Annotated in this window: 22 protein-coding genes; 10 read left to right on the top strand and 12 right to left on the bottom strand. The window is 70.6% G+C overall.

Annotated features, from left to right (window positions below; all coding sequences use genetic code 11):
- Positions 1-17 precede the first annotated feature (17 nt).
- Together BWI15_RS17810 and BWI15_RS17805 are read right to left on the bottom strand one after the other, a co-directional pair.
- Positions 18-1208: an acyl-CoA dehydrogenase family protein gene (locus BWI15_RS17810; protein WP_077015511.1), complete on the bottom strand. Its 1191-nt coding sequence runs from the start codon at positions 1206-1208 to the stop codon at positions 18-20.
- 171 nt (positions 1209-1379) lie between these two features.
- A complete protein-coding gene (locus tag BWI15_RS17805) occupies positions 1380-2897 on the bottom strand; it encodes a serine/threonine-protein kinase (protein ID WP_237771330.1) in 1518 nt (505 codons plus the stop codon).
- 157 nt (positions 2898-3054) lie between these two features.
- Between BWI15_RS17805 and BWI15_RS17800 the strand changes: the two genes are divergently transcribed.
- The gene (locus BWI15_RS17800) at positions 3055-3726 is read left to right on the top strand and encodes a peptidylprolyl isomerase (RefSeq protein WP_143465664.1); all 672 of its coding nucleotides are present in this window, start codon (positions 3055-3057) and stop codon (positions 3724-3726) included.
- A gap of 65 nt (positions 3727-3791) precedes the next feature.
- Here BWI15_RS17800 and BWI15_RS17795 read toward each other — a convergent pair whose 3' ends face one another.
- Complete coding sequence (locus BWI15_RS17795; protein WP_077015509.1) at positions 3792-4766, bottom strand: HpcH/HpaI aldolase/citrate lyase family protein; 975 nt, start codon at positions 4764-4766, stop codon at positions 3792-3794.
- Between the two features lie 143 nt (positions 4767-4909).
- On the opposite strand from BWI15_RS17795, the gene BWI15_RS17790 reads away from it, so the two are divergent.
- Positions 4910-5428 carry a hypothetical protein gene (locus BWI15_RS17790; RefSeq protein ID WP_083750840.1) on the top strand — a complete coding sequence of 173 codons (519 nt, stop codon included), beginning with the start codon at positions 4910-4912 and terminating at the stop codon, positions 5426-5428.
- 57 nt (positions 5429-5485) lie between these two features.
- Here the strand turns inward: BWI15_RS17790 and BWI15_RS17785 are convergent, their stop codons facing one another.
- A complete protein-coding gene (locus tag BWI15_RS17785; protein WP_077015508.1) occupies positions 5486-6454 on the bottom strand; it encodes a helix-turn-helix domain-containing protein in 969 nt (322 codons plus the stop codon).
- A 147-nt stretch (positions 6455-6601) separates the two neighbouring features.
- Between BWI15_RS17785 and BWI15_RS17780 the strand changes: the two genes are divergently transcribed.
- The 8 genes from BWI15_RS17780 to BWI15_RS17745 all read left to right on the top strand — a co-directional run bounded on the left by BWI15_RS17780 (position 6602) and on the right by BWI15_RS17745 (position 16956).
- Complete coding sequence (locus BWI15_RS17780) at positions 6602-7123, top strand: SigE family RNA polymerase sigma factor (RefSeq protein ID WP_077015507.1); 522 nt, start codon at positions 6602-6604, stop codon at positions 7121-7123.
- Positions 7120-8034: a hypothetical protein gene (locus BWI15_RS17775; RefSeq protein ID WP_077015506.1), complete on the top strand. Its 915-nt coding sequence runs from the start codon at positions 7120-7122 to the stop codon at positions 8032-8034. Before BWI15_RS17780 ends, BWI15_RS17775 begins: the two co-directional genes overlap by 4 nt.
- Before the next feature lie 125 nt (positions 8035-8159).
- Positions 8160-9422, top strand: coding sequence for a magnesium transporter MgtE N-terminal domain-containing protein (locus tag BWI15_RS17770; protein WP_077015505.1), 1263 nt, complete (start codon positions 8160-8162; stop codon positions 9420-9422).
- Positions 9412-10041 carry a DUF1003 domain-containing protein gene (locus BWI15_RS17765; protein ID WP_083750839.1) on the top strand — a complete coding sequence of 210 codons (630 nt, stop codon included), beginning with the start codon at positions 9412-9414 and terminating at the stop codon, positions 10039-10041. The genes BWI15_RS17770 and BWI15_RS17765 overlap by 11 nt, the downstream gene beginning before the upstream one ends.
- A 94-nt stretch (positions 10042-10135) precedes the next feature.
- Positions 10136-11281 (top strand): Mrp/NBP35 family ATP-binding protein, encoded by a 1146-nt coding sequence (locus tag BWI15_RS17760; RefSeq protein WP_077015504.1) that lies wholly within the window; start codon positions 10136-10138, stop codon positions 11279-11281.
- A gap of 96 nt (positions 11282-11377) precedes the next feature.
- Positions 11378-12463: a GNAT family N-acetyltransferase gene (locus tag BWI15_RS17755; protein ID WP_237771329.1), complete on the top strand. Its 1086-nt coding sequence runs from the start codon at positions 11378-11380 to the stop codon at positions 12461-12463.
- A 304-nt stretch (positions 12464-12767) separates the two neighbouring features.
- Positions 12768-16148: a GH92 family glycosyl hydrolase gene (locus tag BWI15_RS17750; protein ID WP_237771328.1), complete on the top strand. Its 3381-nt coding sequence runs from the start codon at positions 12768-12770 to the stop codon at positions 16146-16148.
- 28 nt (positions 16149-16176) lie between these two features.
- Entirely contained in the window at positions 16177-16956 is a 780-nt protein-coding gene (locus tag BWI15_RS17745; protein WP_077015503.1) for a peptidylprolyl isomerase, read from the top strand.
- Between the two features lie 54 nt (positions 16957-17010).
- Here BWI15_RS17745 and BWI15_RS17740 read toward each other — a convergent pair whose 3' ends face one another.
- The 8 genes from BWI15_RS17740 to argC all read right to left on the bottom strand — a co-directional run bounded on the left by BWI15_RS17740 (position 17011) and on the right by argC (position 25047).
- Positions 17011-17679 carry a DNA-3-methyladenine glycosylase gene (locus tag BWI15_RS17740; RefSeq protein ID WP_077015502.1) on the bottom strand — a complete coding sequence of 223 codons (669 nt, stop codon included), beginning with the start codon at positions 17677-17679 and terminating at the stop codon, positions 17011-17013.
- A gap of 25 nt (positions 17680-17704) precedes the next feature.
- Positions 17705-19120 carry an argininosuccinate lyase gene (gene argH, locus BWI15_RS17735; RefSeq protein WP_077015501.1) on the bottom strand — a complete coding sequence of 472 codons (1416 nt, stop codon included), beginning with the start codon at positions 19118-19120 and terminating at the stop codon, positions 17705-17707.
- A gap of 76 nt (positions 19121-19196) precedes the next feature.
- Positions 19197-19748 carry an arginine repressor gene (locus BWI15_RS17730; protein ID WP_077015500.1) on the bottom strand — a complete coding sequence of 184 codons (552 nt, stop codon included), beginning with the start codon at positions 19746-19748 and terminating at the stop codon, positions 19197-19199.
- On the bottom strand, positions 19745-20677 hold the full coding sequence (gene argF, locus BWI15_RS17725; protein WP_077015499.1) for an ornithine carbamoyltransferase: 933 nt from the start codon (positions 20675-20677) through the stop codon (positions 19745-19747). The genes BWI15_RS17730 and argF overlap by 4 nt, the downstream gene beginning before the upstream one ends.
- The gene (locus BWI15_RS17720) at positions 20674-21903 is read right to left on the bottom strand and encodes an acetylornithine transaminase (protein ID WP_077015498.1); all 1230 of its coding nucleotides are present in this window, start codon (positions 21901-21903) and stop codon (positions 20674-20676) included. The genes argF and BWI15_RS17720 overlap by 4 nt, the downstream gene beginning before the upstream one ends.
- The gene (gene argB / locus BWI15_RS17715; RefSeq protein WP_077015497.1) at positions 21900-22808 is read right to left on the bottom strand and encodes an acetylglutamate kinase; all 909 of its coding nucleotides are present in this window, start codon (positions 22806-22808) and stop codon (positions 21900-21902) included. The genes BWI15_RS17720 and argB overlap by 4 nt, the downstream gene beginning before the upstream one ends.
- A complete protein-coding gene (argJ, locus tag BWI15_RS17710; RefSeq protein WP_077015496.1) occupies positions 22805-24019 on the bottom strand; it encodes a bifunctional glutamate N-acetyltransferase/amino-acid acetyltransferase ArgJ in 1215 nt (404 codons plus the stop codon). Before argJ ends, argB begins: the two co-directional genes overlap by 4 nt.
- Complete coding sequence (gene argC / locus BWI15_RS17705) at positions 24016-25047, bottom strand: N-acetyl-gamma-glutamyl-phosphate reductase (protein WP_077015495.1); 1032 nt, start codon at positions 25045-25047, stop codon at positions 24016-24018. Before argC ends, argJ begins: the two co-directional genes overlap by 4 nt.
- Positions 25048-25167: the final 120 nt, after the last annotated feature.

Raw genomic sequence — 25167 nt, 5'->3', positions numbered from 1 at the left:
CCGCGGCGTGCGGGTGGTCAGAGCTTGTAGTCCTCGAGCAGGCGCCGGCCGATGATCATCCGCTGGATGTCGGCGGTGCCCTCACCGATCAGCAGCATCGGCGCCTCCCGGTACAGCCGCTCGATCTCGTACTCCTTGGAGAAGCCGTAGCCGCCGTGGATCCGGAAGGAGTCCTCCACGACCTGCGAGCAGTACTCGCTGGCCAGGTACTTCGCGACGCCGGCCTCGAAGTCGTTGCGTGACCCGGCGTCCTTCTTGCGGGCCGCCTTGACCATCAGCTCGTGCGCGGCCTCGACCTTGACCGCCATGTCGGCCAGCCGGAACAGCACCGCCTGGTGCTCGGCGATCTTCTTGCCGAAGGTCTCCCGCTGCTGGGCGTAGGAGATGCCGAGCTCGAACGCGCGCCGGGCCACCCCGCAGCCGCGGGCGGCCACGTTCACCCGGCCGACCTCGACGCCGTCCATCATCTGGTAGAAACCCTTGCCCGCCACGCCACCGAGGATCTGGCCGGCGTCGATGCGGTAGCCGTCGAAGATCAGCTCGGTGGTGTCGACCCCCTTGTAGCCCATCTTCTCGATCTTGCCCGGCACGGTCAGGCCCTGGTCGACCTCGCCGAAGCCCGGCTCCTTCTCGACCAGGAACGTGGTCATGTTCTTGTAGACCGAGTCGGCGCCTTCGTCGGTCTTCACCAGCACCGCGACCAGGTTCGCCGAGCCACCGTTGGTCAGCCACATCTTCTGGCCGTTGATCGTGTAGCTGTCGCCGTCCCGCACGGCCTTGGTCTTGATCGCCGCGACATCGGAACCGCAGCCGGGCTCGGACATCGAGAACGCGCCGCGCACGTCGCCGGTGGCCATCCGCGGCAGGTACTTCTGCTTCTGCTCGTCGGTGCCGTGCTGCAGCAGCAGGTACGCGACGATGAAGTGCGTGTTGATGATGCCGGACACGCTCATCCAGCCGCGGGCGATCTCCTCGACGCAGAGCGCGTAGGTGAGCAGCGACTCGCCCAGACCGCCGTACTCCTCGGGGATCATCAGGCCGAACAGGCCGAGCTCCTTGAGCCCCTCGACGATCTGTGTCGGGTACTCGTCCTTGTGCTCCAGCTCGGTGGCGACCGGCAGGATCTCCGCCTCGACGAAGGCCCGGACCGTCTTGAGGATCTCCTCCTGGACGTCGGTCAGTCCCTCGGTCTGCTGCAACCTGCTCATCCGGCGGCTCCCAGTGTCGTACCCAGTGTGGTGACGTGGCGTCGAGATCGCTTACTCGCGAGTATCAGGCCTCCCAGCATCCCGGCCCAGCCTGACACCCGCTGTGACACCGGCCACCAGAACGTCGTCAGGTGGCTCACGCCCAGTGCACCCACTGGTACGACGGACGGGCTACTCGTCGGAGTCGCGGTCCTCGTTGTCGCCGTCGCCGTCGCCGTAGCTCGGCCGGCCGAGGTCGCGGCTCAGGGCAGCGATCAGGACGAACTGCTGCGGGGTCGGCCGCCACTGGTCGGTCCGTTGGGCCGTGCCGAGCCGGCGCAGCGCACTGCGGTACCTGTCCGAGGCTTGGCCTTCCTTGCCCTCGCCGAGCGCCTTGGCCGCCTCGTCCAGGTCCTTGGCGGCCTCGCGCACCGCCTTGCTCCCGTCCCGCTGCTGTCCCTGCCGGAGCAACTGGGCCAACGTCCTGAGCTGGTTCGCCGTCCGGGACTCCACCTGCTTCGGCGGGGTCTTCTTGGGCGTCTTCTTCGGGGTCGGCGTTTCCTTCGGCTTCGGCGTCGGCGCCGGAGTCGGAGTGTGCGTCGGCCTGGGCTTCGCGGTCGTCTTCGTCACCACGGTCGGCGCCACCGTCGGCGTGCCGCCCGCCACCGCCGGCGGTTCCTGCGACACCCCTTCCCGCAGGAGGATCGCCGCGACCACACCGGCCACCACGACACCGGCTCCAGCCAGCGCCTTCACGAACGGCGGCCGCCGCCGGGGTGCGGCGTGACTCGCCGTCTGCTTCTCCGGCTCGTCGTCGACGGGCTGGCCGAGCAGCTCCTCGTGCAGGGGAACGACTGGCGTGGCAGCGAGCGGCAGAACCTGGGTCGCGTTGCTGACCGGCTGAGCCGGCGTAGGCCCGTTGAGCTGAGCCAGCACGGCTGCGGACGACGACGGGCGCTGGGCGGGGTCCTTGGACAGCATCCGCTGGACCAGCTCGGCCAGGCCGGGCACGTCGTCAGTACGCCGTACCGGTGGGATGGGGGCTTCCAGGTGCTGGCGCAGCACGCCTTCGACGGAGTCGGCGACGTACGGCGGGACGCCCTCGAGCAGCTCGTACAGGACGCAGCCCAGCGAGTACCAGTCGCTGGCGGGCGTCGCCTGGCCGCCGGTGATCTGCTCCGGCGAGATGTACGCCGCCGTGCCGAGCAGGACCTGACCGGTGGCGCCGTTGAGCCCACCGGTGTGAGCCAGGCCGAAGTCGGTGATCTTCAGCGTGCCGTCGGCCGCCAGCAGCAGGTTGGCGGGCTTCACGTCCCGGTGGATGATTCCGGCGCCGTGCGCGGCGTCCAGCGCGCGGGCACCCTGCACGGCGATGTCGGCGACCAGCTTCGTCGCCGGCAGACCCTTGGCGCGCATCAGCTGAGCCAGGTCCGTCCCGGTCACCAGCTCCATCACCAGGAACACCTGGTCGTCGGCCGCGCCCACGTCGTACGTCGCGACGACGTGGGGGTGCTGCAGCCGGGCGGCGGCCTGGGCCTCGATGCGGAACCGCTGGACGGCGTCCATCGGGTCACCGTCGAGCGCGCGCAGCAGCTTGATCGCCACCGGGCGCGCCAGCACCGTGTCCTCACCCCGCCAGACCTCACCGGCACCACCGCGCCCGAGCAGGCTCAGCAGCCGGTATCGCCCCGCGAGTACCTCGCCGTTCACTCCAACACCCCACAACAGTCTTCGGGCCGGATCGCCGGTCCACCTTAGGTGTCTGCGCGCCGCAGAGCGAGCCGTCGTACTGCTGGGCGGACGGTCTTTACCTGCTCCTGTGCTCGCAGCCGGTGCCGATCGCCACGCCACGTACTAGGTTGATCGCATGAAGCGATCAACTCTGCCTGCTCTGATCGCGACGACCTTGCTCGCCGCGACCCTGACGACCACGACCGCGTCGGCCGCCCCGCTGAGCCCGGCCGGTCACGGCAAGCCGACCGTGAAGTGCGAGTTCACCCCGACCCCGGAGAACCCGGCGGCCAAGCCGGTGACCGTGCCGAAGGCGACCGCGAAGGCCAAGGGCACCGTCGACGTCTACTTCGTCACCAACTACGGCCCGTTCGTGGTCCGGATGGACCGGGCGAACGCGCCCTGCGGCGTCCACAACTTCGTGCACCTGGTGAAGAGCCGCTTCTACGACGCCACCCAGTGCTTCCGGCTGACCAACTCGGCCCGCCTCGGCGTGCTGCAGTGCGGCGACATCTACCGCCAGGAGGAGGGCGGCCCGGGCTACAAGTTCCCCGACGAGGTCACCGGCGCCGAGACCTACCCGCGCGGCACCGTTGCCTACGGCAACCAAGGGCCGGGCACCAACGGCTCGGAGTTCTTCGTCGTGCACTCGTTCGCCAACATCGCGCCGAACTACACCGTGCTCGGCCGGGTCGTGTTCGGCATGTCCACCTTCGACCGGATCGTCGCGGCCGGCATCGCCGACCCCGACCTGGACGGCCCGCCGACCCACCCGGTCCGCATCCTGAAGGTCGTCACCCTCGGCTGAAACCCGCTGCGTCCGAAGAACCGAGCGCTACAGCCTCGGGTTCTTCGGACGCAACGTGGGGGTGGTCAGTCGGCCGGGGGCTGCCAGACGTCGGTGCGGGTCATGCCGGCGGCGCGGCCCTTGGCGGAGATGACCAGGGCCATCTTGCGGGAGGCCTCGTCGATCATCTCGTCGCCGAGCATCACCGCGCCGCGGGCGCCACCGGCCGCGGAGGTGAAGTGGTCGTAGGCGTCGAGAATGTTCTCGGCGTGGTCGTAGTCGTCCTGCCGCGGCGAGTAGACCTCGTTGGCGGCGGCGATCTGGTCCGGGTGCAGCACCCACTTGCCGTCGAAGCCGAGCGCGGCCGAGCGGCCGGCCACGCGGCGGAAACCCTCGACGTCCTTGATCTGCAGGTACGGGCCGTCGATCGCCTGCTTGCCGTGCGCGCGGGCCGCCATCAGGATCTGCATCAGGATGTAGTGGTAGGCGTCGCCGACGTCGTAGCCGGGCGGCTGCTCACCGACCACCAGCGACTTCATGTTGATCGAGGCCATGAAGTCGGCCGGGCCGAAGATGATCGTCTCCACCCGCGGTGAGGCGGTCGCGATCGCGTTCACGTTGGTCAGGCCGAGCGCGTTCTCGATCTGCGCCTCGATCCCGATCCGCCCCGGCTCGTAGCCGTGCACCTTCTCCAGCTGGGTGAGCAGCAGGTCCAGCGCGACCACCTGCTCGGCGGTCTGCACCTTCGGCAGCATGATGCAGTCGAGATTCGCACCGGCGCCGCCGACGACCTCGATCACGTCGGCGTAGGTCCATTCGGTGGTCCAGTCGTTCACCCGGACCACGCGGACCTTCGAGCCCCAGCCGCCCTCGTTCAGCGCGGCGACGATGTTCTTGCGGGCGTCCACCTTGGCGATCGGCGCGACCGAGTCCTCCAGGTCGAGAAACACCTGGTCGGCGTCCAGCCCCTTCGCCTTGGCCAGGAACCGCGGGTTCGACCCCGGTGTCGCCAGGCAGGACCGCCTGGACCGCAGCGCCTTGGTGGCCGTCTCGTCACCCATCGCCGTACCCCTTCCTCGGAAGCTGGTTACCCACCAGTTCACGGCAGCGTACGGCGAAACGCCGAGCCCTCCGGTGACCCGGCTCACGTCGAGGCGCGATGTGGCCCGATTCACCGGGCCGGTGGCTGTGTCAGTCTTGGTCCGTGACGACCGACGAGATCACGGCCGAGATCGCCGCGGTGATGAAAAAGGCCGGACTGGTGTGGCTGTCCTGGGACGGACGCCGGCCGGCGCCGGCCTGGTTCGCCACGGTCGACGGCTCGTACGTCGTCCTGGCGGATCGCGACGGCAGCGCCGAGCAGCCGCTGCCCGGGCTGGCCGGGGCCGACGCGGTCGAGGTCGTCGTACCGGCCAAGCCCGCGACGAGCCGGCTGGCCTCCTGGACCGCCTCCGTACGACGGCTGGAGCCGGGCACGGACGAGTGGACCGCTGCTGCGCTGGTCCTCCGCACCGAGCGCCTCAACGCCGCGGGACTGGGCAACCAGCTCGACCGCTGGCAGACCCAGACCGACGTGCTCGTCCTCGAGCCGACCGGCGCGGTCACCACGGCGTACGACGACGCCCATCCCGCCGTGACGCCGCCGGAGACCCCCGCGACGACCCGAGGCAAGCGCCCGATCACACTGCACCGCCGGTCGAGCCGCCGCCCCAAGCTGAGCTGAGGTTCCCGCACCACACCGGACCCGGCGGCGACCGGTCGCGCTGGGAGCGGACAAGCCTCAGAGCCAGCCGCGGTCGCGCGCGTGCCAGCCCAGCTGGAGCCGGGACCGGGAGTTGGTCCGCTCCATCAGCAGCTGGACCCGGCGGGCAACCGTCCGGCGGCTGATCCCGAGCCGGACCCCCGCGGCCTCGTCGGTCAGACCGGCGACCAGCAGCGACAGCAGGTACCGGTCGTCGGCCGACATCGTGCCTTCCGCCGACAGCGACTCCTCGGCGGTCACCACCAGCGGACTGGCCCGTGCCCACACCGTCTCGAAGAGCGCGACGAGCGCGTCGAGCAGGCTGCACGGGTGGACCAGCAACGCCGCGTCCCGTGCGGGAGTCGCCCAGTCCAGTGGGAGCAGAGCCAGCTCCCGGTCGGCGACTGCCAGCTTCGTCGGTAGCGCGTCCACGATCCTGGCCTGTTCACCGGCCCGGACATGGCTGACCGCACTGGCCGACAGAACCTCGTCGCTCAGCGCGGAGCTGTCGTACACGACCCGGTAGGTGACGCCCTCGGCCTGCCGGTCCAGCTGAGTCCGGTTCACCTCGGCAGACGCGGCGTACGGCGGCGCGACCAGTTCGCGCATCTCCTGCCGAGCCGTCCGCTGCACCCGGTCGAACGCCAGCCCGACCGCGGTCTGCCCAGACACGATCTCGATCAGCTCCTCGGTCCGCCGGTCGCTCGCCTGGTTGTACGCAGCCGCCGTCAGCCGGTACGCCGCCTCGCGGACCCGCTCGAGCTCCTCCTCCTGGCGCCGTACCAGCTGCTCCACCGCCAGGTCCGGCAGCACCGGGACCACCAGCTCGCGCGGGGGCGGCGTACGGTGCACGAATCCTTCCCGCTGCAGCGCGTCGACGGCTCGCAGTACGTCGGGCTCCGGCAGCCCGGCCCGGTCGGCCAGCTCCACCAACGTCGCCGGCCCCTGCCGAACCAGCGTCAGGTACACCGTCTCGTTCTCGGCCCCCAGCCCAGTCGATCTCAGCATGCCCGCCCCCTCCACCACCGATGACAACGTTGCAACGGTCGGAGGCAGTCTAGGAAAATCCGGCTGCCCCCGCCGCTGAGGCAACCTGTTCGGACCGGATCCCGTATCTGTGATCGTCAACTGATCCGGCGACGACGGGACGAACAGATGCTCGGCAGTCAACGGCGCGACCAGGAGTTCTCCGAGTACGTCGCGGCCCGCCGGTCGCGACTGGTCGGCACCGCCTACCTGCTCTGCGGGGACCGCCACCTGGCCGAGGACCTGGTCCAGACCGCGCTCGCCAAGCTGTACGTCGCCTGGCCGCGGATCCGGCGCTCGGACGGCGCGGACGCGTACGTCCGGCGGATCCTGGTCAACGCCGGGATCGACGCCAGCCGGCGGCCCTGGCGGCGCGAGCAGGCGGCCGGGGACGTCCCGGAACAGCCGGTGGACGAGGGCCTCGGTCTGGAGGACCGCGACGAGCTGATGACCGCGCTGAGCACGCTGGCAGCCGGCCAGCGGCGGGTCATCGTCCTGCGCTTCTGGCTGGGCCTGTCGGTCGAGGAGACCGCCGCGGACCTGCAGATCACCGTCGGCACGGTGAAGAGCCAGTCGTCGAAGGCCCTGCAGAACCTCAGAGGTCAGTTGGCCGACTCCCGACTCGCAGCACTGATGGAGGACGCCTCATGAACGAGAACGACCTGCACGAGCAGCTGGCCCGCAGTACCGCGTGGACGGAGGACCTGACCGTCGATCCGGCCGGGGACCTCGCCCGCGGCCGCCGCCGGTTGCGGCGTCGCCGTGCCACGGTCGGAGCCGGAAGTGCCTTCGCCGTGGCCCTGGTTGCCACCGGAGGAAGCCTGGCGACCGCCCACTGGGGTGGTTCGACGGACCCAGCCGGGGTGGCTGGTCAGGTGCAGGTGGAGCGGTACGGACCCGGTGGGAAGGTCGAGATCCGTTCGGACGGCAGTTACGTGATCCAGCCGACGCCGGGTGGGCCGTCGTACACCTGCTCTTCGAGGGGCCAGGCTTTCACCGCACCCGGCGGCGCTCCCTCCAACACGATGGAGTCGAACCACCTCGACGTCTTCGCCTCGTACGCCGACCCGGACCGCCGTCATCTGGTCGGACGCGAAACGAGCGGGGTCACTCCGACGAAAACGGGTCCGTGCGGACACCCCGGGTCGGCCGGCGCACGATCGGACTGGAGCGAGGCCGGTGGAGTCGGGTGGGTCGAGATCACGGTGATACCGAAGGCCGTGCACGAGCAGCCGAACGACGGGGGGATCCCGCACCCGCGGGCGGACACCTGCGGCTTGACCGACGACCGCTCGACCTTCACCGCCTGCTGGGTGACGACCACGGCCGACGGCAAACAGGTGCGGGTCGGTACGCGGGGCAAGCAGGCGTACTGGGCGAGCTACGTGCGCCCGGACGGGCAACTGGCGATCGCCACGGTCGAAGGTGACGGCCGGCGGTCGGACCCCGGCACCTTCGGCGGAGCCGAGCCCGCGACGCAGAACCCGGTGGCGGAGCCCAGCGTCACCCTTGCCGAACTGATCGCCACAGTCACCGACCCGTCGCTGGAGACCGCCGGCTGAGTCTCCCCCTACTCCCGCCCGCCCGGCTCTGCCGGGCGGGCGGGACGTCGTACGGAGGCGTCGACACAGGTCGGCGACAGCGATGCTGTGGGGGCGCGACCGCCTCGGGCGGTTAGCCTTCGAGCATGAGCGGATCACCGGCACGTGTGTACGTGGCCCGGCTGGCCGGGTTGCCCGTGTACGACCCGAACGGGGACCAGGTCGGCAAGGTGCGCGACGTCGTGGTGACGCTGCGGCAGGACACCCAGCCGCCGCGGGTGCTCGGACTGGTGGTCGAGGTGTTCACCCGGCGGCGGATCTTCCTGCCGATGACCCGGGTGACCTCGATCGACGTCGGCCACGTGATCACCACCGGGCTGCTGAACATGCGCCGTTTCGAGCAGCGGGCGACCGAGGTGCTGGTGCTCGGCGAACTGCTGGACCGGACCGTGACGATCCGCGAGACCGGCGCCTCCGCGGTGGTGTTCGACCTGGCGATGGAGCAGTGGCGGACCCGGGACTGGATGCTGTCGAAGGTCGCGGTGACCGAGGGAGCCAAGCGGTTCCGGCGCCGGGGGCAGTCGCACGTGCTGGACTGGGCCGACGTCAGCGGGTTCGCGCAGACCGAGCACGGGCAGGGCGCGACGCACATGCTGGCCGCGTTCGACACGATGAAACCGGCCGACCTGGCCGGCGTACTGCACGAGCTGTCGCCGAAACGGCGCAAGGAGATCGCGTCCGCCCTGAACGACGAACGGCTGGCCGACGTCCTGGAAGAACTGCCCGAGGACGACCAGGTGGAGATCCTGGCCGGCCTGGACACCGAGCGCGCCGCCGACGTGCTGGAGGAGATGTCCCCCGACGACGCCGCCGACCTGATCGCCGAGCTGCCGACCGACACCGCCGAGCGGCTGCTCACGCTGATGGAGCCCGACGAGGCCGAGGACGTCCGGCGCCTGCTGACGTACGAGGAACGCACGGCCGGTGGACTGATGACGTCCGAGCCGGTGATCCTGCCCGCCGACGCGACCGTGGCCGACGCGCTCGCGCACGTCCGCAACGCCGAGCTGAGTCCGGCGCTGGCCGCGATGATCTACGTCTGCCGCCCGCCGCTGGAGACCCCGACCGGCCGGTTCATCGGGATCGGCCACATCCAGCGGCTGCTGCGCGAGCCGCCGTCCGCGCTGGTGTCCGGCGTACTGGACACGGATCTGGACGGGTTGCGTCCCGACGACGGGCTGCAGGCGGTGAGCAAGTACCTCGCGACGTACAACCTGGTCGCCGCTCCGGTGCTCGACGACGAGGGCCGGCTGCTCGGTGCGGTCACCGTGGACGACGTACTGGACCATCTGCTGCCCGACGACTGGCGTGGATCCGCGCCGCAGGAGGGGGACCCGCATGCCCGGTGACAACCGCCGCAACAACCGGCCGGACGACCGGCGCGGATCCCAGTCCGCCGAGCGCCGCGGTTCCCGCTCGGAGGAACGTCGCGGCAACCGGCCGGACGAGCGCCGCTCCGACGAACGCCGGCTGACCCGCCCGGCCGCCGACCGGCTGGACGTCCCGCGCGAGCTGCGCCGGACGCTGGTCCGGCGGCGCGCGTACGACGCGGACGCGTTCGGGCGGCTGTCGGAGCGGATCGCGCGGTTCCTCGGCACCGGGCAGTTCCTGGTCTACATGACCGCGACGATCGTGTTCTGGGTGCTGTGGAACATCTTCGCGCCCGAACACCTGCGCTGGGACCAGTACCCGTTCATCTTCCTCACCCTCGCGCTCAGTCTGCAGGCCTCGTACGCGGCGCCGCTGATCCTGCTCGCGCAGAACCGGCAGGAGGCCCGCGACCGGGTCCAGTACGAACGCGACCGCGACGTCGACGCGCGCTCGCGGGCCGACATGGAGTTCCTGGCCCGGGAGATGGCGTCGCTGCGGATGTCGGTCGGCGAGGTCGCCACCCGCGACTTCCTGCGCTCGGAACTGCGCTCGCTGCTGGCCGAGCTGGACAAGGACCGCGAGGACGACCGGGTCTGAGCCCGCCGGGGCCTTTGGTTAGGTGTGCCTTGCCGGAGCTACGTCACAGTGGACCGTGGTGGGGTGCCTGTGCGTGAGCACGTAGCCTGTAGACATGGCTCCCACTGCTGACCAGGTGACCGCTGCGCTCGGGTCCGTGATGGACCCCGAGATCAAAAAACCGATCACCGATCTGGGCATGGTCGAGTCGGTGGTGGTGCGGACCGACGGCGTGGTCGCGGTGAAGATCCTGCTGACCGTGGCCGGCTGCCCGATGAAGGACACGCTGCGGCGGGACACGACCGCCGCGGTGAGCGCGCTGGACGGCGTCACCGGCGTCGAGATCGAGCTCGGGGTGATGTCGGCCGAGCAGCGCGCCGCGTTGCAGACCCAGTTGCGGGGCGGCGTGGCGGAGAAGGAGATCCCGTTCTCCCGGCCGGACTCGCTGACCAAGGTGTTCGCGATCGCCTCCGGCAAGGGCGGCGTCGGCAAGTCCTCGGTGACGGTCAACCTGGCGGTCGCGATGGCCGCCAAGGGCCTGTCGGTCGGCGTCCTGGACGCCGACATCTACGGTCACTCGGTGCCGGCCATGCTGGGCGTCGCCGACGAGCGGCCGACCGCGGTCGACGACATGATCATGCCGGTGCCCGCGCACGGCGTGAAGGTGATCTCGATCGGCATGCTGAAGCCCAAGCGCGACCAGGTGGTCGCCTGGCGCGGCCCGATCCTGGACCGCGCACTGGTGCAGATGCTGGCCGACGTCTACTGGGGCGACCTGGACGTGCTGCTGCTCGACCTGCCGCCGGGCACCGGTGACATCGCGATCTCGGTCGGCCAGCGGCTGACCACCGCCGAGGTGATCGTCGTGACCACCCCGCAGGAGGCCGCCGCCGAGGTGGCCGAGCGGGCCGGCACGATGGCGCAGATGGTCCACCAGCGGGTGGCCGGCGTGATCGAGAACATGTCCTTCCTGCCCTGCCCGCACTGTGGCCCCGAGCACCGGATCGAGATCTTCGGCACCGGCGGCGGCCAGCGCGTCTCCGACACCCTGTCGGCCCGCCTGGGCTACCCGATCCCCCTGCTCGGCGAGATCCCGCTGGACGAGCGCCTCCGCAGCGGCGGCGACCACGGAACCCCGCTCGCGATCGCCGACGCCGACACGCCTGCGTCGAAGGTCATCATCGACATCGCCGAACGCCTTGGCGGCCGTCCCCGCGGCCTGCTGGGCCGGCAGCTCGGCCTGTCGCCCGTCGGCCGCTGACCCGGTCCTGCTCGATGGACCGCCCCGGCTCCGCCGGGGCGGTTGAGTGGGAGAGGAAGCAAGCTTCCTGACCGGGCAGGGTGTTGACTCGACGCCGTGCCGATTCCTGCTGAGACCCCTGTCCTGACCGACGGGATCGTCGTACTGCGCGCGCCCCGGCCCTCCGATCTTGCCGGCGCGATCGAACGCGCCACCGAGGAGCCTGGCAGCTTCGGGCCCGACGACGTGACCCGGTGGATCACGTACGGCATCGCCGACGCCTGGGCCGACCGGTCCCGGTTGGTCTTCGTGGTCGAGTACGAAGGCCGGTACGCCGGTTCGGTCGGCCTCGCTCCGGACGAGCGCGGCAGCGCCTCGATCCACTTCGGCCTGTCCCGCTGGGCCCGCGGCGCGGGTGTCGCCTCTCGCGCGGTCCGGCTGGCCCTCGACTTCGCCTTCGGCACCTGCGGCTTTCACCTCGTGCACTGGTGGACGCCGGTCGGCAACTGGCCGTCCCGCCGCCTCGCGTGGGCGACCGGGTTCCACCTCGGCCCGACGCTGCCGTCCGCCGACGGCGCGGACGAGTGGACCGGCTGGATCACTCCTGACGACGAGCGCCGTCCTCGCCACCCCTGGTTCGAGATCCCGGTGCTGGAGTCCGCGCGGATTCGATTGCGGAGCTGGCAGGACGACGAGATCGAGCGGATCACCACCGCGCGGACGAACGCCGCGACCGCGCACTTCCTGCCGTTCGTCCCGCAGCCGTTCACGCCCGAGCACGCGCGGTTCTGGCTGCACGACATGGCTGAGCAGGCCGCGGCCGGGCAGCGGATCAACTGGTGCGTCGCCGATCGCGGGACCGATCTTGCCCTGGGCAACTTGACCCTGTTCGGCCTGGACAAGCTGGCGGGCCGGTTCGGCGAGCTCGGGTACTGGGCGCATCCCGAAGCGCAAGGGCGCGGGCTGATGGCCGAGGCGGTCCGGCGAGCGGCCGACTGGTTCTTCGGCCGACCGGACGACGGCGGACACGGCGGGCACAAGCTGGTGATCCGCACGGCGGCGACGAACACCGCGGCCCGGCGCGTCGCCGAGCGCGGTGGCTTCGTGCACGTCGGCACCGAACGGGAGGCCTTCGCGCTCGGCAGCCATGTGGCGGACGACCAAGTGATCTACGACCTGCTCGGCACCGACGCGCGGAGCTGAGCTCAACCGGTGGGCGAAGGTCCGCCGGACGGCACGACCGGTCCGAACCTCCCGCCGGTGACCTGATCCGGAGTTGCGGAACGCGGTTGATCGGTTGCGGAACGTGCCGAAAACCTTGACGTGGGGTGTGACAGTCAGGTATTTCTTGCTGACAACGATGTCACACCGCCCCTGACAACACCGCTTCCCTCATCGCAGCTGCACCCCGTCGAGCGCACGCCGTCCGCCGCCCTGGGCGGCGTTCGCCGGCCGGGGTGTGGCCGCGTGGGGTTCACGGTGCTGTCCCGACGTCGAAGGACCGCCCGTGAAGAACCTTCTCGCTCGCCGTCGTACCGCTGCCGTCCTGACCGGCTCACTGATCACCGCACTGGTCTCCACGACGCTGGCCACCGCTGCACCGAGCCCGTCTCCCCAGTACGACGGCCGGCCGACCACCGCCCCACCGAGCACGGCACCACCCGGGCTGAGAGCGCAGGAGGCGGTCGGGCACAGCCGGATCACCAGCAGCTCGTCGGACCCGACGGAGCACGTCGACCCGCTGATCGGCACGTCCAACCTCGGCGACGTCTTCCCCGGCGCGGTGATGCCGTTCGGGATGTTCTCGTTCAGCCCGGAAACCAGCCGCGGCAACCAGTACCGGACCGCTGCCCCCGGCGGCTACCTGTACGACGCCAACCGGATCCGCGGCTTCAGCGTGACCCACATGTCCGGCACCGGCTGCGCGGGCGGCTCCGGCGACATCCCGATCTTCCCGTACGCCGGTGCGGTGACCACGTCCCCGCAGACCGACGCCAAGGACGAGGTCTACGCCAGCACGTTCTCGCACGCCAACGAGGTCGCCAAGCCCGGCTACTACAAGGTCGGCCTGGACTCCGGTGCGACCGCGGAGCTCGCCGCGACCACCCGGACCGGCGCCGCGACGTTCACGTTCCCGGCCGACAAGGCCAAGTCGCTGCTGTTCCGGACGGCGAACTCCGAGGTCGGCTCCAGCGACGCCGAGGTCACCATCGACCCGGCCAAGCGCACCGTGACCGGCTCGGTGACCAGCGGCAACTTCTGCGGCTACCTGGCCTCGGTCGGTCAGCGCAGCTACTACACGCTGCACTTCGTCGCCCAGTTCGACCAGCCGTTCGCCAACCACGGCACCTGGAAGGACGCGACCGTCAGCCCGGGCAGCACCTCGGCCACCGGCGGTACGACGTACGGGACCGACGGCTGGATGCCTGCGGGCAAGGGCTCCGGCGCGTACCTCGGCTTCGACAGCAGCACGGTCAACATGCGCATCGGCATCTCCTACGTGAGCAAGGCCAACGCGGCGGCCAACCTGGCCAAGGAGAACCCGCGCGGCACCTCGCTGGCCACCACGGCCGCGCGGGCCAAGCACGCTTGGCGTGACCAGCTGAACCGGATCGAGATCACCGGTGGCACGACAGCGGACCGCACGACCTTCTACACCGCGCTCTACCACGCCCTGCTGCACCCGAACGTCTTCAACGACGTCAACGGGCAGTACTGGGGCTTCGACCAGAAGCCGCACCAGCTCAGCCGCGGTCAGAAGAACCAGTACGCGACTTTCTCCGGCTGGGACGTCTACCGCTCGCAGGTGCAGCTGCTCGCGCTGCTGGAACCGCAGCGCGCCGGTGACATCGCGCAGTCCCTGCTCCACCAGGCCCAGCAGAACGACGGCATTTGGGACCGCTGGACGCACGCCTCCGGCAGTACGGCGGTGATGACCGGCGACCCGTCGGCGCCCGCGCTGGCCGGGATCCACGCGTTCGGCGGCACCAACTTCGACGTACGGACGGCGCTGAAGTCGCTGGTGAAGGCGGCGACCGTGCCGACGGCGAAGGACCTGAGCTCGGCGGGCAAGCCGGTGATGTCGATCGGGCAGCGGCCGTCGCTCGACAAGTACCTGGCGCTCGGTTACGTGCCGACCAAGTCCAACGCCTGGGGTGGCGCGGTCGAGACCCTGGAGGACGTCACCGCGGACTTCGCGCTGGCCCAGCTGGCCTCCGCGGTCGGCGACCGGAAGACCGCCGACACGTTCGTGAAGCGTTCCCAGTACTGGCAGAACGTCTTCAACCCCGAGAACGGCGGCTACATCCAGAACCGCGACGAGAACGGCGCCTGGCCGGCCTTCACGCCGAGCACGCAGGACGGGTTCGCCGAGGGCAGCAGTGCGCAGTACACCTGGATGATCCCGCACAACCGGGCCGGGCTGTTCGACGCGATGGGCGGGCGGGACGTCGTGAACCAGCGGCTGGACGCGTTCTTCAAGGACGCCGACGGGAACTGGGCACTGACCAAGTCCGGTGACCTGCACGCCGAGATGGACAACGAGCCGTCGATCAACACGCCCTGGATCTACAACTACAGCGGTCAGCCGTGGAAAGCGCAGGAGACGCTGCGGCAGGCGATGACCCAGCTGTGGAACACCACGACCGGCGGCATTCCCGGCAACGACGACCTGGGCGCGATGTCGTCCTGGTACGTGTGGACCGCGCTGGGCCTCTACCCGGAGGTGCCGAGCCGGGCCGAGCTGCAGGTCGCGGCTCCGCTGTTCCCGCGCGCAGTGATCCACCGGGACAAGGGGCGCACGATCCGGATCAACGCGCCGGGCGCCGAGCTGGGGACGAAGTACGTGCAGAGCTTGCGCGTGGACGGGCGTACGTCGTCCAAGCCCTGGCTTCCCGCGTCGTTCGTGCAGCGCGGCGGCACGCTCGACTTCACGGTCGGTAGGACGGCCGACAAGGCGTGGGGGGCGTCGGCGAAGGACGCGCCGCCGTCGTGGCGGACCGGCGAGATCCCGTTCCAGACCTCGACCGACATCGGGCGGGTCGTCGTCGCGCCGGGCACGACCTCGGATCCGGTGACGATCAAGGCGCACCGGCTCAGCGGTACGGCGACCAGCGTGTCGTACACCGTGACCACACCGGCCGGGCTCACCGCGTCACCGGCGAGTGGCTCGTTCACGGTGGACCAGTCCGGCGGCGCTGCGGTGCGCATCACGGCGGCCCCGGGTACGCCGGACGGGCGCTACCCCGTCACGGTGGCGCTGAAGGCCGCTGACGGGACTGCGCTGCCGCGGCTCGGGTTCACCGTGGTGGTCGGGCTGCCGAACTCGTTCTCCGTTCTGCGCGAGGGCGTGGCGGCGTCGGACGACGCCGGTGACCACACCGAGGCGGACTTCGACGGAGGTGGCGTCAGCTACTCGCGGCAGGCGCTGGCCGCCGCTGGGCTCACCCCTGGTGGGACGGTGACCAGGGAGGGACTCACGTTCGTCTGGCCCGGCGTGCCGGTCGGTGAGCCGGACAACGTACCGGCTGACGGGCAGGTGCTCGACCTGTCGCTGCCGGCTGGGACTTCGAAGCTCTCGTTCGTCGGCAGTGCGGTGAACGGGAACCAGGAAGGCAAGGCGACGCTGCGGTTCGCCGACGGGACGACCAGCGAGATCGACCTGTCGTTCAGCGACTGGACGCTCGGCGGCGGGGGCGACACCGTGCACTTCGGGAACCTGGTGGTCGCGGCCACGCCGTACCGGAACGAGTCGGGTGGTGGACGGGACAACGTGGCCACGCACATTTTCGCGACCGCGCCGATCCCTGTCGCCGCGGGCCGGGTTCCGGTTAGCGTGACGCTGCCGAAGAACCGCGACCTGCGGATCTTCACGCTGGCCACCGGATGATCCCGACCGCCCTGGAGGAGAACCCTCGATGAGAGCCACCAGCGTTATCGCCTGCGCCGCCCTGAGCGTCGCCGGTCTGCTCACCACCACCGGTACGGCGCTGGCCGCCGTACCGGGTCCTGCACCGGCCGAGACGCAGCCGGACCGGCTCGTGTCCGCGCAGCCCGCGGATGCTCAGACCACCACCGGGCCGTGCAAGTACACCGCGACGCCCGACGACCCGTCGCCGCGCCCGGTGTCCCTGCCGCCGGACCCGACACCGACGCCGTCCAAGGGCGTGGTCCGGGTCATCCTGGCCACCAACCAGGGCCCGATGCTGCTCACCCTCGACCGCGCCAAGGCACCGTGCACGGTGCAGAGCTTCCTGCACCTGGCGAAGAGCCGCTTCTACAACTTCACCACCTGCCACCGGCTCACGCTCTACCCGACGCTCCGGGTCCTGCAGTGCGGCGACCCGACCGGCACCGGCGAACGCGGCCCCGGCTACTCCTACAAGGACGAACTCCCGGTCGGCCTGCCCGACTGGCCCACCGACCCGACCGGCGCCAGCAAGGTCTACGCCCGCGGCACCCTCGCGATGGCCAACGCCGGCCCGAACACCAACGGCAGCCAGTTCTTCCTCACCTTCGAAGACTCCCGCCTCCGCCCGAACTACACCATCTTCGGCACCATCGACCGACTCGGCCTGAAAACCCTCGACAAGATCGCCGCCGCCGGCATCGTGCCGACCGCGGAGAACCCGGCACCCGTCGACGGCGCGCCCGTCCGCAAGACCGACATTTTGATCGCCCAGCGCCTGGGCTTCTGAAGTATCCGCGGGCAGAACCCGCCTCTGCACGGTTCACCGTGCGGGGGCGGGTTGTCAGGCTCGGCGCTTGGGCACGTGGGGCCGGTACGGCGAGACGGTCGGGTCACCGGGGGTCCAGAAGCGCCAAGGGTTGTCGGCGGCTTCGCGAAGGCCTACGCGCGGGCCGGTGGATGGCTCGCCCTCGAAGCCGGGGCCGGGGAGTAGCTGGATGTCCGACTTGGTCGACAGCAGGTCGGTGCCGTTGGCTTCGCGGTCGATGCCCAGGGCAACACACAGCCGGGCCGGGCCGCGGGCGAGGTCCCAGTCGGGGTTCCTGGCGGTGGCTCTGCGTTTGGTGGGCAGGACGGAGTTGAACTTCTCGGTGACCGGCTCAGGCGCGCCGCGGCGCTTGCGCGCGAGTTCCACCCCGTCGATCACCTCGCCGGCGCGGAACAGGACCGCCGACGGTTGCCCGTCGGGACCCGCGCTGACGTTCATGCAGTAGTGCATGCCGTAGGTGAAGTACACGTACAGAAAACCCGGCGGGCCGAACATGACCGCGTTGCGCGCCGTTTCGCCCCGATAGGCATGCGACCCCGGGTCGTTCGGACCGTCGTACGCCTCGACCTCGGTGATGCGGACGGCGACGGTGCCTTCGTCGGTGGTGCGGCGCAGGGTCATGCCGAGGAGCCGGGGAGCGACCTCGAGCACCGGACCGGCCAGCAGGGTACGACGTACAGGCATACGTGCGACCCTACTGGCCGACTGGTCAGGCGAGGCGTTCGGCGTGCTGGGCGGCTCGGGTGCGGAGTTCGGCGAGCTGCTCGGTGACGCGGTCCTTCGCGGTGCCGCCGCGGGCGTTGCGGGACGACACCGAGCCCTCGACGGTCAGCACCGTGCGGACCTCCGCGGTGAGGTGCGGCGAGATCGCGGCGAGATCCTCGTCGGTGAGGTCCCACAGCTCGATGCCGCGCTTCTCGCACTCCTGGACGCAGGCGCCGGCCAACTCGTGGGCGACGCGGAAGGGGACCTTCTGGCGGACCAGCCACTCGGCGATGTCGGTGGCCAGCGAGAAGCCCTGCGGGGCGAGCTCTTCGAGTCGGGCGGTGTCGAACACGAGCGTGCGGATCATGCCGGTGAACGCCGGCAGCAGCACCTCGAGGGTGTCGACGGAGTCGAAGACCGGCTCCTTGTCCTCCTGCAGGTCCCGGTTGTAGGCCAGCGGTTGCGCCTTGAGCGTGGCGAGCAGGCCGGTCAGGTTGCCGATCAGACGGCCGGACTTGCCGCGGGCCAGCTCGGCGATGTCCGGGTTCTTCTTTTGCGGCATGATGCTCGACCCGGTCGAGAACGCGTCGTCCAGCCGGACGAAGCCGAACTCCTTGGTCGCCCAGAGGATCACCTCCTCGGCCTGCCGGGACAGGTCGACGCCGATTTGCGCGGTGACGAACGCGAACTCGGCGACGAAGTCCCGCGCCGACGTGCCGTCGATCGAGTTCGGCGAGGAGTCGGTGAAGCCGAGCTCGGTCGCGACGAACCGCGGGTCGAGCCCGAGCGACGAACCGGCCAGCGCCCCCGCGCCGTACGGCGAATCGGCGGCGACGCGGGCGTCCCACTCGGCGAGCCGCTCGAGGTCGCGGATCAGCGGCCAGGCGTGCGCCAGCAGATGGTGCGACAGCAGGACCGGCTGGGCGTGCTGGAGATGGGTCCGGCCGGGCATCGTGACGCCCAGGTGCTTCTCGGCCTGGTCGGCCAGCGTGGTGACCTGGTCGAGCACGAGGCGCGCGATGATCCGGCCGTGCTCGCGCAGGTAGCTGCGGAACAAGGTGGCGACCTGGTCGTTGCGGGACCGGCCCGCCCGCAGCCGGCCGCCGAGCTCGGTGCCGAGCCGCTCCAGCAGCCCGCGCTCCAGCGCCGTGTGCACGTCCTCGTCGTCCTCAGCGGGGACGAAGTCGCCGGACAGTACGTCGGCGAGCAGTTCGTCGAGGCCGCGCAGCATCGCGGCGAGGTCGTCGTCGGTGAGCAGCTCGGCGCGGTGCAGCACCTTGGCGTGCGCCTTCGACCCGGCGATGTCGTACGGCGCCAGCCGCCAGTCGAAGTGGGTCGACTTGCTCAGCGCCGCCAGCGCGTCGGCAGGTCCGCCGGCGAACCGGCCGCCCCACAGGGCTGCGCTCTCTCCCGTACTCATCCGACGATCCTCTCACTAGCCAAGACACCCACCAGGTCCGGGTGCCGATCAGTTGCTGATAGCAACAGCTTCAGTTCTAATCCTTCTCGGTCCGGGCGGCCAGATTGAGGAAGCGGGCCGCCAGGGCCTCGCCACCGGTCGGGTTGCGCGAGACAACCATCACGGTGTCGTCACCCGCGATCGTCCCGAGCACGTCGTCCAGGCCCACGTGATCGATCGCGGAGGCGAAGTACTGCGCGGCGCCGGGCGGCGTTCGCAGGATGACCAGGTTGGCGCTGCCCTCGGCCGAGACGAGCAGCTCGGACGCGACGCGAGCCAGCCGCGCCTCGAACGCCGCGGCCTCACCGGCGCGCGGGCTACGGTCCCCGCCCTCCCCCGGTACGGCGTACACGAGCTGGCCGATCGCGTCGCGAACCTTCACCGCGCCGATCTCCACCAGGTCGCGCGACAGCGTCGCCTGGCCGACTCCGAGCCCCGCGCCGGCCAGCAACTCGGCGAGCTCGGTCTGCGAGCGCACCGGCTGGCGGCCGAGCAGCTCCACGATCCGTTGCTGCCGGGCCGTCTTGGTGGTCGGCGCGATCAGCGTGCGGGTCTCCTGCCGGTCCGGGCCGTTCGGGTTCGTGGTCATGAGGAGAAGTTTCGGGCCAGCAGCCAGGAAAGCAAGGCCTTCTGGGCGTGCAGGCGGTTCTCGGCCTCGTCCCAGACGACGGACTGCGGGCCGTCGAGCACGGCGGCGTCGATCTCCTTGCCCCGGTAGGCCGGCAGGCAGTGCAGCACGATCGCGTCGGCCTTCGCCTTCGTCAGCAGCTGCTCGGTGACCGCGTACGGGACGAAGGGCGCTTCGCGCAGCTCCGCCTCGGCTTCCTGACCCATCGAGACCCAGGTGTCGGTGGCAACGACGTCCGCGCCGGCGATCGCCTCGGTGGCGTCCGCGGTCCAGGCGACCGAACCGCCCGTGCTCGCGGCGATCTCGACGGCCTTGGCCAGGATCGCGGCGTCCGGCTGGTACTCCGCGGGTGAACCGATCACCACGTGCATGCCGGCGGTCGCGCCGCCGAGCAGGTACGAGTGGGCCATGTTGTTCGCGCCGTCGCCGAGGTAGGTCAGCTTCAGCCCGGCGGTCGCGCCCTTGTGCTGCCGGACGGTCAGCAGGTCGGCGAGGATCTGGCACGGGTGGAACTCGTCGGTCAGCGCGTTCACCACCGGCACCTTCGACGCGCCGGCCATTTCCTCGATCCGGGTCTGCGCGGAGGTCCGCCAGACGATCGCGGCGACCTGCCGGTCCAGCACCCGCGCGGTGTCGGCGATCGGCTCCCCCCGGCCGAGCTGCGAGGTCTGCGCGTCGATGATCAGCGGCACCCCGCCGAGATCGGCGATGCCGACCGCGAACGAGATCCTGGTCCGGGTCGAGGTCTTGTCGAAGATCACCGCGACGGTCTGCGGCCCGGCCAGCGGCTTGTGCCCGAACCGGTCGTCGGCCAGCTGCTGCGCGAGCGTCAGCACCTCGTCCTGCTCGACCGGACTGAGGTCGTCGTCCCGCAAAAAATGATGCGTCATGAGACCTCCACCTTGTTCAGCAGGTCGGGCAGCGCGGACACGAAGCTGTCCACGTCCGCCTTGGTCAGAATGTACGGAGGCGCCAGGCGCAACGCGTCGGGAATCGGGTTGTTGATCACGAACCCGGCCTCCAGCGCGAGCGCCGCGACCTGGTCGGAGACCGGCTGGGTCAGCTCGATCGCCAGCAACAGCCCGCGACCACGGACGCCGGCGATCAGCGGGTGGTCGAGCGCTTCGACCGCCGCCGCGAGGTGGTTGCCGACGGCACTGACGTTGGCGAGCAGGCCGTCCCGCTCGATCACCGTCAGCACCGCGAGCCCGGCGATCGAGGCCACCGGGTTGCCGCCGAACGTCGTACCGTGGTTGCCCGGCTGGAGCAGGTCGGCCGCGGCGCCGAAGCCGAGGCAGGCGCCGATCGGGATGCCCGCGCCGAGCCCCTTCGCCACCGTCACCAGGTCCGGCACGATGCCCTCGGCCTGGAACGCGAACCAGTCCCCGGTCCGGCCGATGCCGGTCTGGATCTCGTCGATCCACAGCAGCGCGTTGTGCTCGGAGGTGATCCGCCGCGCGGCCTGCAGGTAGCCGGCCGGCGGGACGACGACGCCGTTCTCCCCCTGGATCGGCTCGAGCACCACCGCGGCCGTCTCGTCGTCGACCGCGGCCTCGAGCGCCGCGGCGTCGCCGTACGGGACGAAGGTGACGTCGCCGGGCAGCGGCGCGAACAGCTCCCGGTACGCCGGCTTCCAGGTGATCGCCAGCGCGCCCATCGAACGGCCGTGGAAGGCGCCGACGGTGGACACGATCTTGGTCCGGCCGGTCTTGCGGGTGATCTTGAACGCCGCTTCGTTCGCCTCGGTGCCGGAGTTGGTGAAGAACACCTTGCCGCCGGGGGCGTCGATGAGCGAGAGCAGCTTCTCGGCCAGCGCGATCTGCGGCGCGGAGGCGAAGAAGTTCGACACGTGGCCGAGCGTGGTGAGCTGGCTGGTGACCGCGGACACCACGAACGGGTGCGCGTGGCCGAGCGAGTTGACCGCGAGGCCGCCGAGCAGGTCGAGGTATTTCTTGCCGTCGGCATCCCACAGGTAAGCGCCCTCGCCACGGACCAGAACCTTCTTCGGCGGTCCGAAGGTGTTCATCAGCGAGTGCGTGTAGCGCTCGGTCAAGGCGGCGCCGGTGCTGGAGGTGGTCGACAGCTCGCTCAGCTCGGGCGGCATCAGTTCGGTCATGACGGGATCACCTGGGTTCCACTTCCGGCGTCGGTGAAGATCTCGAGCAGCAGCGAGTGCGGTACGCGGCCGTCGATCACGGTGGCGCGCGAGACACCAGATTGGACAGCGCGCAGGCACGCCTCCATCTTCGGCACCATGCCGGAGGCCAGCGTCGGCAGCAGCTCGGCCAGTTCGGCGGCGTCGATCTGGGTGATGATGTCGTCGCTGTCCGGCCAGTTGCGGTACAGCCCGGCGACGTCGGTCAGTACGACGAGCTTCTCGGCGCCGAGCGCGACCGCCAGCGCGGACGCGGCGGTGTCGGCGTTCACGTTGTGCGCCTGGCCGTCTTCGTCCGGGGCAATCGTCGACACGACCGGGATCCGGCCGGCGTCGATCAGGTCGATCACCGCTTCGGGCCGGACGTCGACCACGTCGCCGACCAGGCCGATGTCGACCGCCTCGCCGTCGATCATCAGCCCGCGCCGCTCGGCGGTGAACAGCCCGGCGTCCTCACCGGACATGCCGACCGCGAACGGGCCGTGCGCGTTCAGCAGGCCGACCAGCTCGCGGCCGACCTTGCCGACCAGAACCATGCCGACCACGTCCATCGCCTCGGGCGTGGTCACCCGCAGCCCGCCGCGGAACTCGCTGTCGATGCCGAGCCGGCCGAGCATCTCGCTGATCTGCGGGCCACCACCGTGAACGACGACCACCCGGACGCCGCAGTGCCGCAGGAACACGATGTCGGAGGCGAAGGCCTGCTTCAGCTCGTCGTCGACCATCGCGTTGCCGCCGTACTTCACCACGATCGTCTTGCCGTGGAACTGCTTGAGCCACGGCAACGCCTCGGTCAGCACGGCCGCCTTCTCGACGGCGTTCGCCTGCGCGCTGGCCGAACTGGTCGGCACTTTCTGGACCGTCATGAGGAGTACGCCGAGTTCTCTTCGACGTACGCGTGCGACAGGTCGGTCGTCAGCACCGTCGCGGACGCGTCACCGGCGTGCAGATCGATCACCACGTCGATCTCCGGCCCGGACAGATCCGCCTCGGACCGATCCACACCCTTGCCACCGGCCACGCAGATCGCGGCCCCGTTCAGCGTGATGTCGAGCAGCTGCGGGTCGAACGCCGTCGGCGCGTTGCCCACCGCCATCGCGATCCGTCCCCAGTTCGGATCGCCGGCGAAGAAGGCGGTTTTGCAGAGGTTGTCCTCGGCAACCACCTTGGCGGCGGCGACCGCCTCGGCCTCGGTGGCCGCGTTCAGCACGGTGATGCTGACGTGCTTGGTGACACCCTCGGCGTCGGCCTGCAGCTGCTTGACCAGGTCGGCGGCCAGCGCGGTCAGCGCCACCTCGAACTCCTCCGGCGTCACGGTGACACCCGAGGCGCCCGAGCTGAGCAGCAGCACGGTGTCGTTGGTCGACGTTCCCCCGTCGACGTCGAGCCGGTTGAAGGTCTTGCCGACCGCGTTGCGCAGCGCGTGGTCGAGGTGCGGCTGGTCCAGTACGGCGTCGGTGGTGATCACGCTGAGCATGGTCGCCATGTTCGGCGCGCACATGCCGGCGCCCTTGGCGAAACCGCCGATGCTCCAGCCGCCCTCGTGAGTGAGCACCGCCTGCTTCGGCACGTTGTCCGTCGTCATCACCGCGGTCGCGGCGGCCAGGCTGTGCTCCGCGGTCGCACCGAGCGCGCCGACCGCGGCGGACAGGCCGGGCAGCAGCTTGTCCATCGGGAGCCGCTCGCCGATCAGCCCGGTGGAGCAAACGCCGATCTCGATCGCGCCGACGCCGAGGATCGAGGCCAGCTCCTCCGCGGTGCGGTGCGTGTCCTGGAAACCCTCCGGGCCGGTGCACGCGTTGGCACCGCCGGAGTTGAGCACGACGGCCTTCAGCTTGCCCGCGGTGAGCACCTGCTGGGACCACAGCACCGGCGCGGCCTTCACCTTGTTGGTGGTGAAGACGCCGGCCGCGGCGTACTCCGGGCCGTCGTTGACGACGACGGTCAGGTCGGGCTTGCCGGCGGGCTTGATCCCGGCGGTCACCCCGGCCGCGCGGAAGCCGGCCGGCGCGGTGACCCCGGCGCTCCGATCGACCGAGGCGTGCGGGGTGACGGCGACGGTCCCCAGAGCTGTCATGGGGCGACTCCTACGAGGGGAAGGGCCAGGGTCTCGTCGAGACCGGCGGCCAGGTTCATGCACTGCACGGCGGCGCCGGCGGTGCCCTTGGTCAGGTTGTCGAGAGCGGCCACGACGACGACGCGGCCGGTGCGCTGGTCGAGCGCGAGCTGCAGGTGCACGGTGTTCGCCCCGAGGGTGGCCTGCGTCTGCGGCCACTGCCCCTCGGGCAGCACGTGGATGAACGGCTCGTCGCCGTACGCCTGCTCGTACACCGCGCGGAGCTGCTCGTACGTCGTGCCCTCGGCCACCGGCGCGCTGCAGGTCGCGAGAATGCCGCGGGCCATCGGCGCGAGCACCGGCGTGAACGAGACGCTGACCGGGCCGTCGGTGTGCGGCGCGAGATTCTGCTCGATCTCCGGGGTGTGCCGGTGGACGCCGCCCACGCCGTACGCGGAGGCCGAGCCCATCACCTCGGCGCCGTGCAAGTTCGGCTTGGGGGCCTTGCCGGCGCCGGACGTCCCGCTGACAGCGACCACCACCAGCTGGGCGCTGTCGACGAGACCGGCCTGAACGGCGGGCAGCAGGGCGAGCGTGGACACGGTCGGATAGCAGCCCGGCACGGCGACCCGGTTGGCGCCGCGGAGCTTGTCCCGCTGCCCGGGCAGCTCGGGAAGACCGTACGGCCAGTGGCCGGCGTGCTTGCCGCCGTAGAACTCCACCCAGGCCTCGGAGTCGACCAGCCGGAAGTCCGCGCCGCAGTCGATCACGGTCACGTCGTCGCCGAGCTGCTCGGCGATCTCGGCGGACTGCCCGTGCGGCAGCGCCAGGAACACGACGTCGTGCCCGGCCAGCGTCGCCACGGAGGTTTCCTCGAGCACCCGGCCGGCCAGCGGCGTCAGGTGCGGGTGGTGCTGCCCCAGGGTGGACCCGGCGTTGCCGCCGGCGGTCAGCGCCCCGATCTCCACCTCCGGGTGCGTCGAGAGCAGCCGGAGCAGCTCTCCCCCGGCATATCCACTGGCCCCTGCGACCGCGACCCTCAGCGTCATGTGAATGAGTATGTCAGACAACGAATGAATATCCAACCCTGTTGCCTGCTTCGAGCGTACGCAGGATCGGTGATCCACGTCATGTCACACCGGGGCGCCCGCGCGTGTCCGTGAGGGCGA

The organism is Kribbella sp. ALI-6-A (genome assembly GCF_001984195.1).
GTDB lineage: Bacteria > Actinomycetota > Actinomycetes > Propionibacteriales > Kribbellaceae > Kribbella.
This window is presented reverse-complemented; position numbering and strand designations above follow the sequence as displayed.

What these genes read in the sequence shown, in the direction of transcription:
- argJ (WP_077015496.1), bottom strand. Translation starts at nt 24,019, where the DNA reads ATGACAGCTCTGGGGACCGTCGCCGTCACCCCGCACGCCTCGGTCGAT.
- BWI15_RS17720 (WP_077015498.1), bottom strand. Translation starts at nt 21,903, where the DNA reads ATGACCGAACTGATGCCGCCCGAGCTGAGCGAGCTGTCGACCACCTCC.
- BWI15_RS17770 (WP_077015505.1), top strand. Translation starts at nt 8,160, where the DNA reads ATGAGCGGATCACCGGCACGTGTGTACGTGGCCCGGCTGGCCGGGTTG.
- BWI15_RS17765 (WP_083750839.1), top strand. Translation starts at nt 9,412, where the DNA reads ATGCCCGGTGACAACCGCCGCAACAACCGGCCGGACGACCGGCGCGGA.
- BWI15_RS17800 (WP_143465664.1), top strand. Translation starts at nt 3,055, where the DNA reads ATGAAGCGATCAACTCTGCCTGCTCTGATCGCGACGACCTTGCTCGCC.
- BWI15_RS17795 (WP_077015509.1), bottom strand. Translation starts at nt 4,766, where the DNA reads ATGGGTGACGAGACGGCCACCAAGGCGCTGCGGTCCAGGCGGTCCTGC.
- BWI15_RS17810 (WP_077015511.1), bottom strand. Translation starts at nt 1,208, where the DNA reads ATGAGCAGGTTGCAGCAGACCGAGGGACTGACCGACGTCCAGGAGGAG.
- BWI15_RS17780 (WP_077015507.1), top strand. Translation starts at nt 6,602, where the DNA reads ATGCTCGGCAGTCAACGGCGCGACCAGGAGTTCTCCGAGTACGTCGCG.
- BWI15_RS17785 (WP_077015508.1), bottom strand. Translation starts at nt 6,454, where the DNA reads ATGCTGAGATCGACTGGGCTGGGGGCCGAGAACGAGACGGTGTACCTG.
- BWI15_RS17775 (WP_077015506.1), top strand. Translation starts at nt 7,120, where the DNA reads ATGAACGAGAACGACCTGCACGAGCAGCTGGCCCGCAGTACCGCGTGG.
- argF (WP_077015499.1), bottom strand. Translation starts at nt 20,677, where the DNA reads ATGACGCATCATTTTTTGCGGGACGACGACCTCAGTCCGGTCGAGCAG.
- argB (WP_077015497.1), bottom strand. Translation starts at nt 22,808, where the DNA reads ATGACGGTCCAGAAAGTGCCGACCAGTTCGGCCAGCGCGCAGGCGAAC.
- BWI15_RS17740 (WP_077015502.1), bottom strand. Translation starts at nt 17,679, where the DNA reads ATGCCTGTACGTCGTACCCTGCTGGCCGGTCCGGTGCTCGAGGTCGCT.
- argH (WP_077015501.1), bottom strand. Translation starts at nt 19,120, where the DNA reads ATGAGTACGGGAGAGAGCGCAGCCCTGTGGGGCGGCCGGTTCGCCGGC.
- argC (WP_077015495.1), bottom strand. Translation starts at nt 25,047, where the DNA reads ATGACGCTGAGGGTCGCGGTCGCAGGGGCCAGTGGATATGCCGGGGGA.
- BWI15_RS17760 (WP_077015504.1), top strand. Translation starts at nt 10,136, where the DNA reads ATGGCTCCCACTGCTGACCAGGTGACCGCTGCGCTCGGGTCCGTGATG.
- BWI15_RS17745 (WP_077015503.1), top strand. Translation starts at nt 16,177, where the DNA reads ATGAGAGCCACCAGCGTTATCGCCTGCGCCGCCCTGAGCGTCGCCGGT.
- BWI15_RS17730 (WP_077015500.1), bottom strand. Translation starts at nt 19,748, where the DNA reads ATGACCACGAACCCGAACGGCCCGGACCGGCAGGAGACCCGCACGCTG.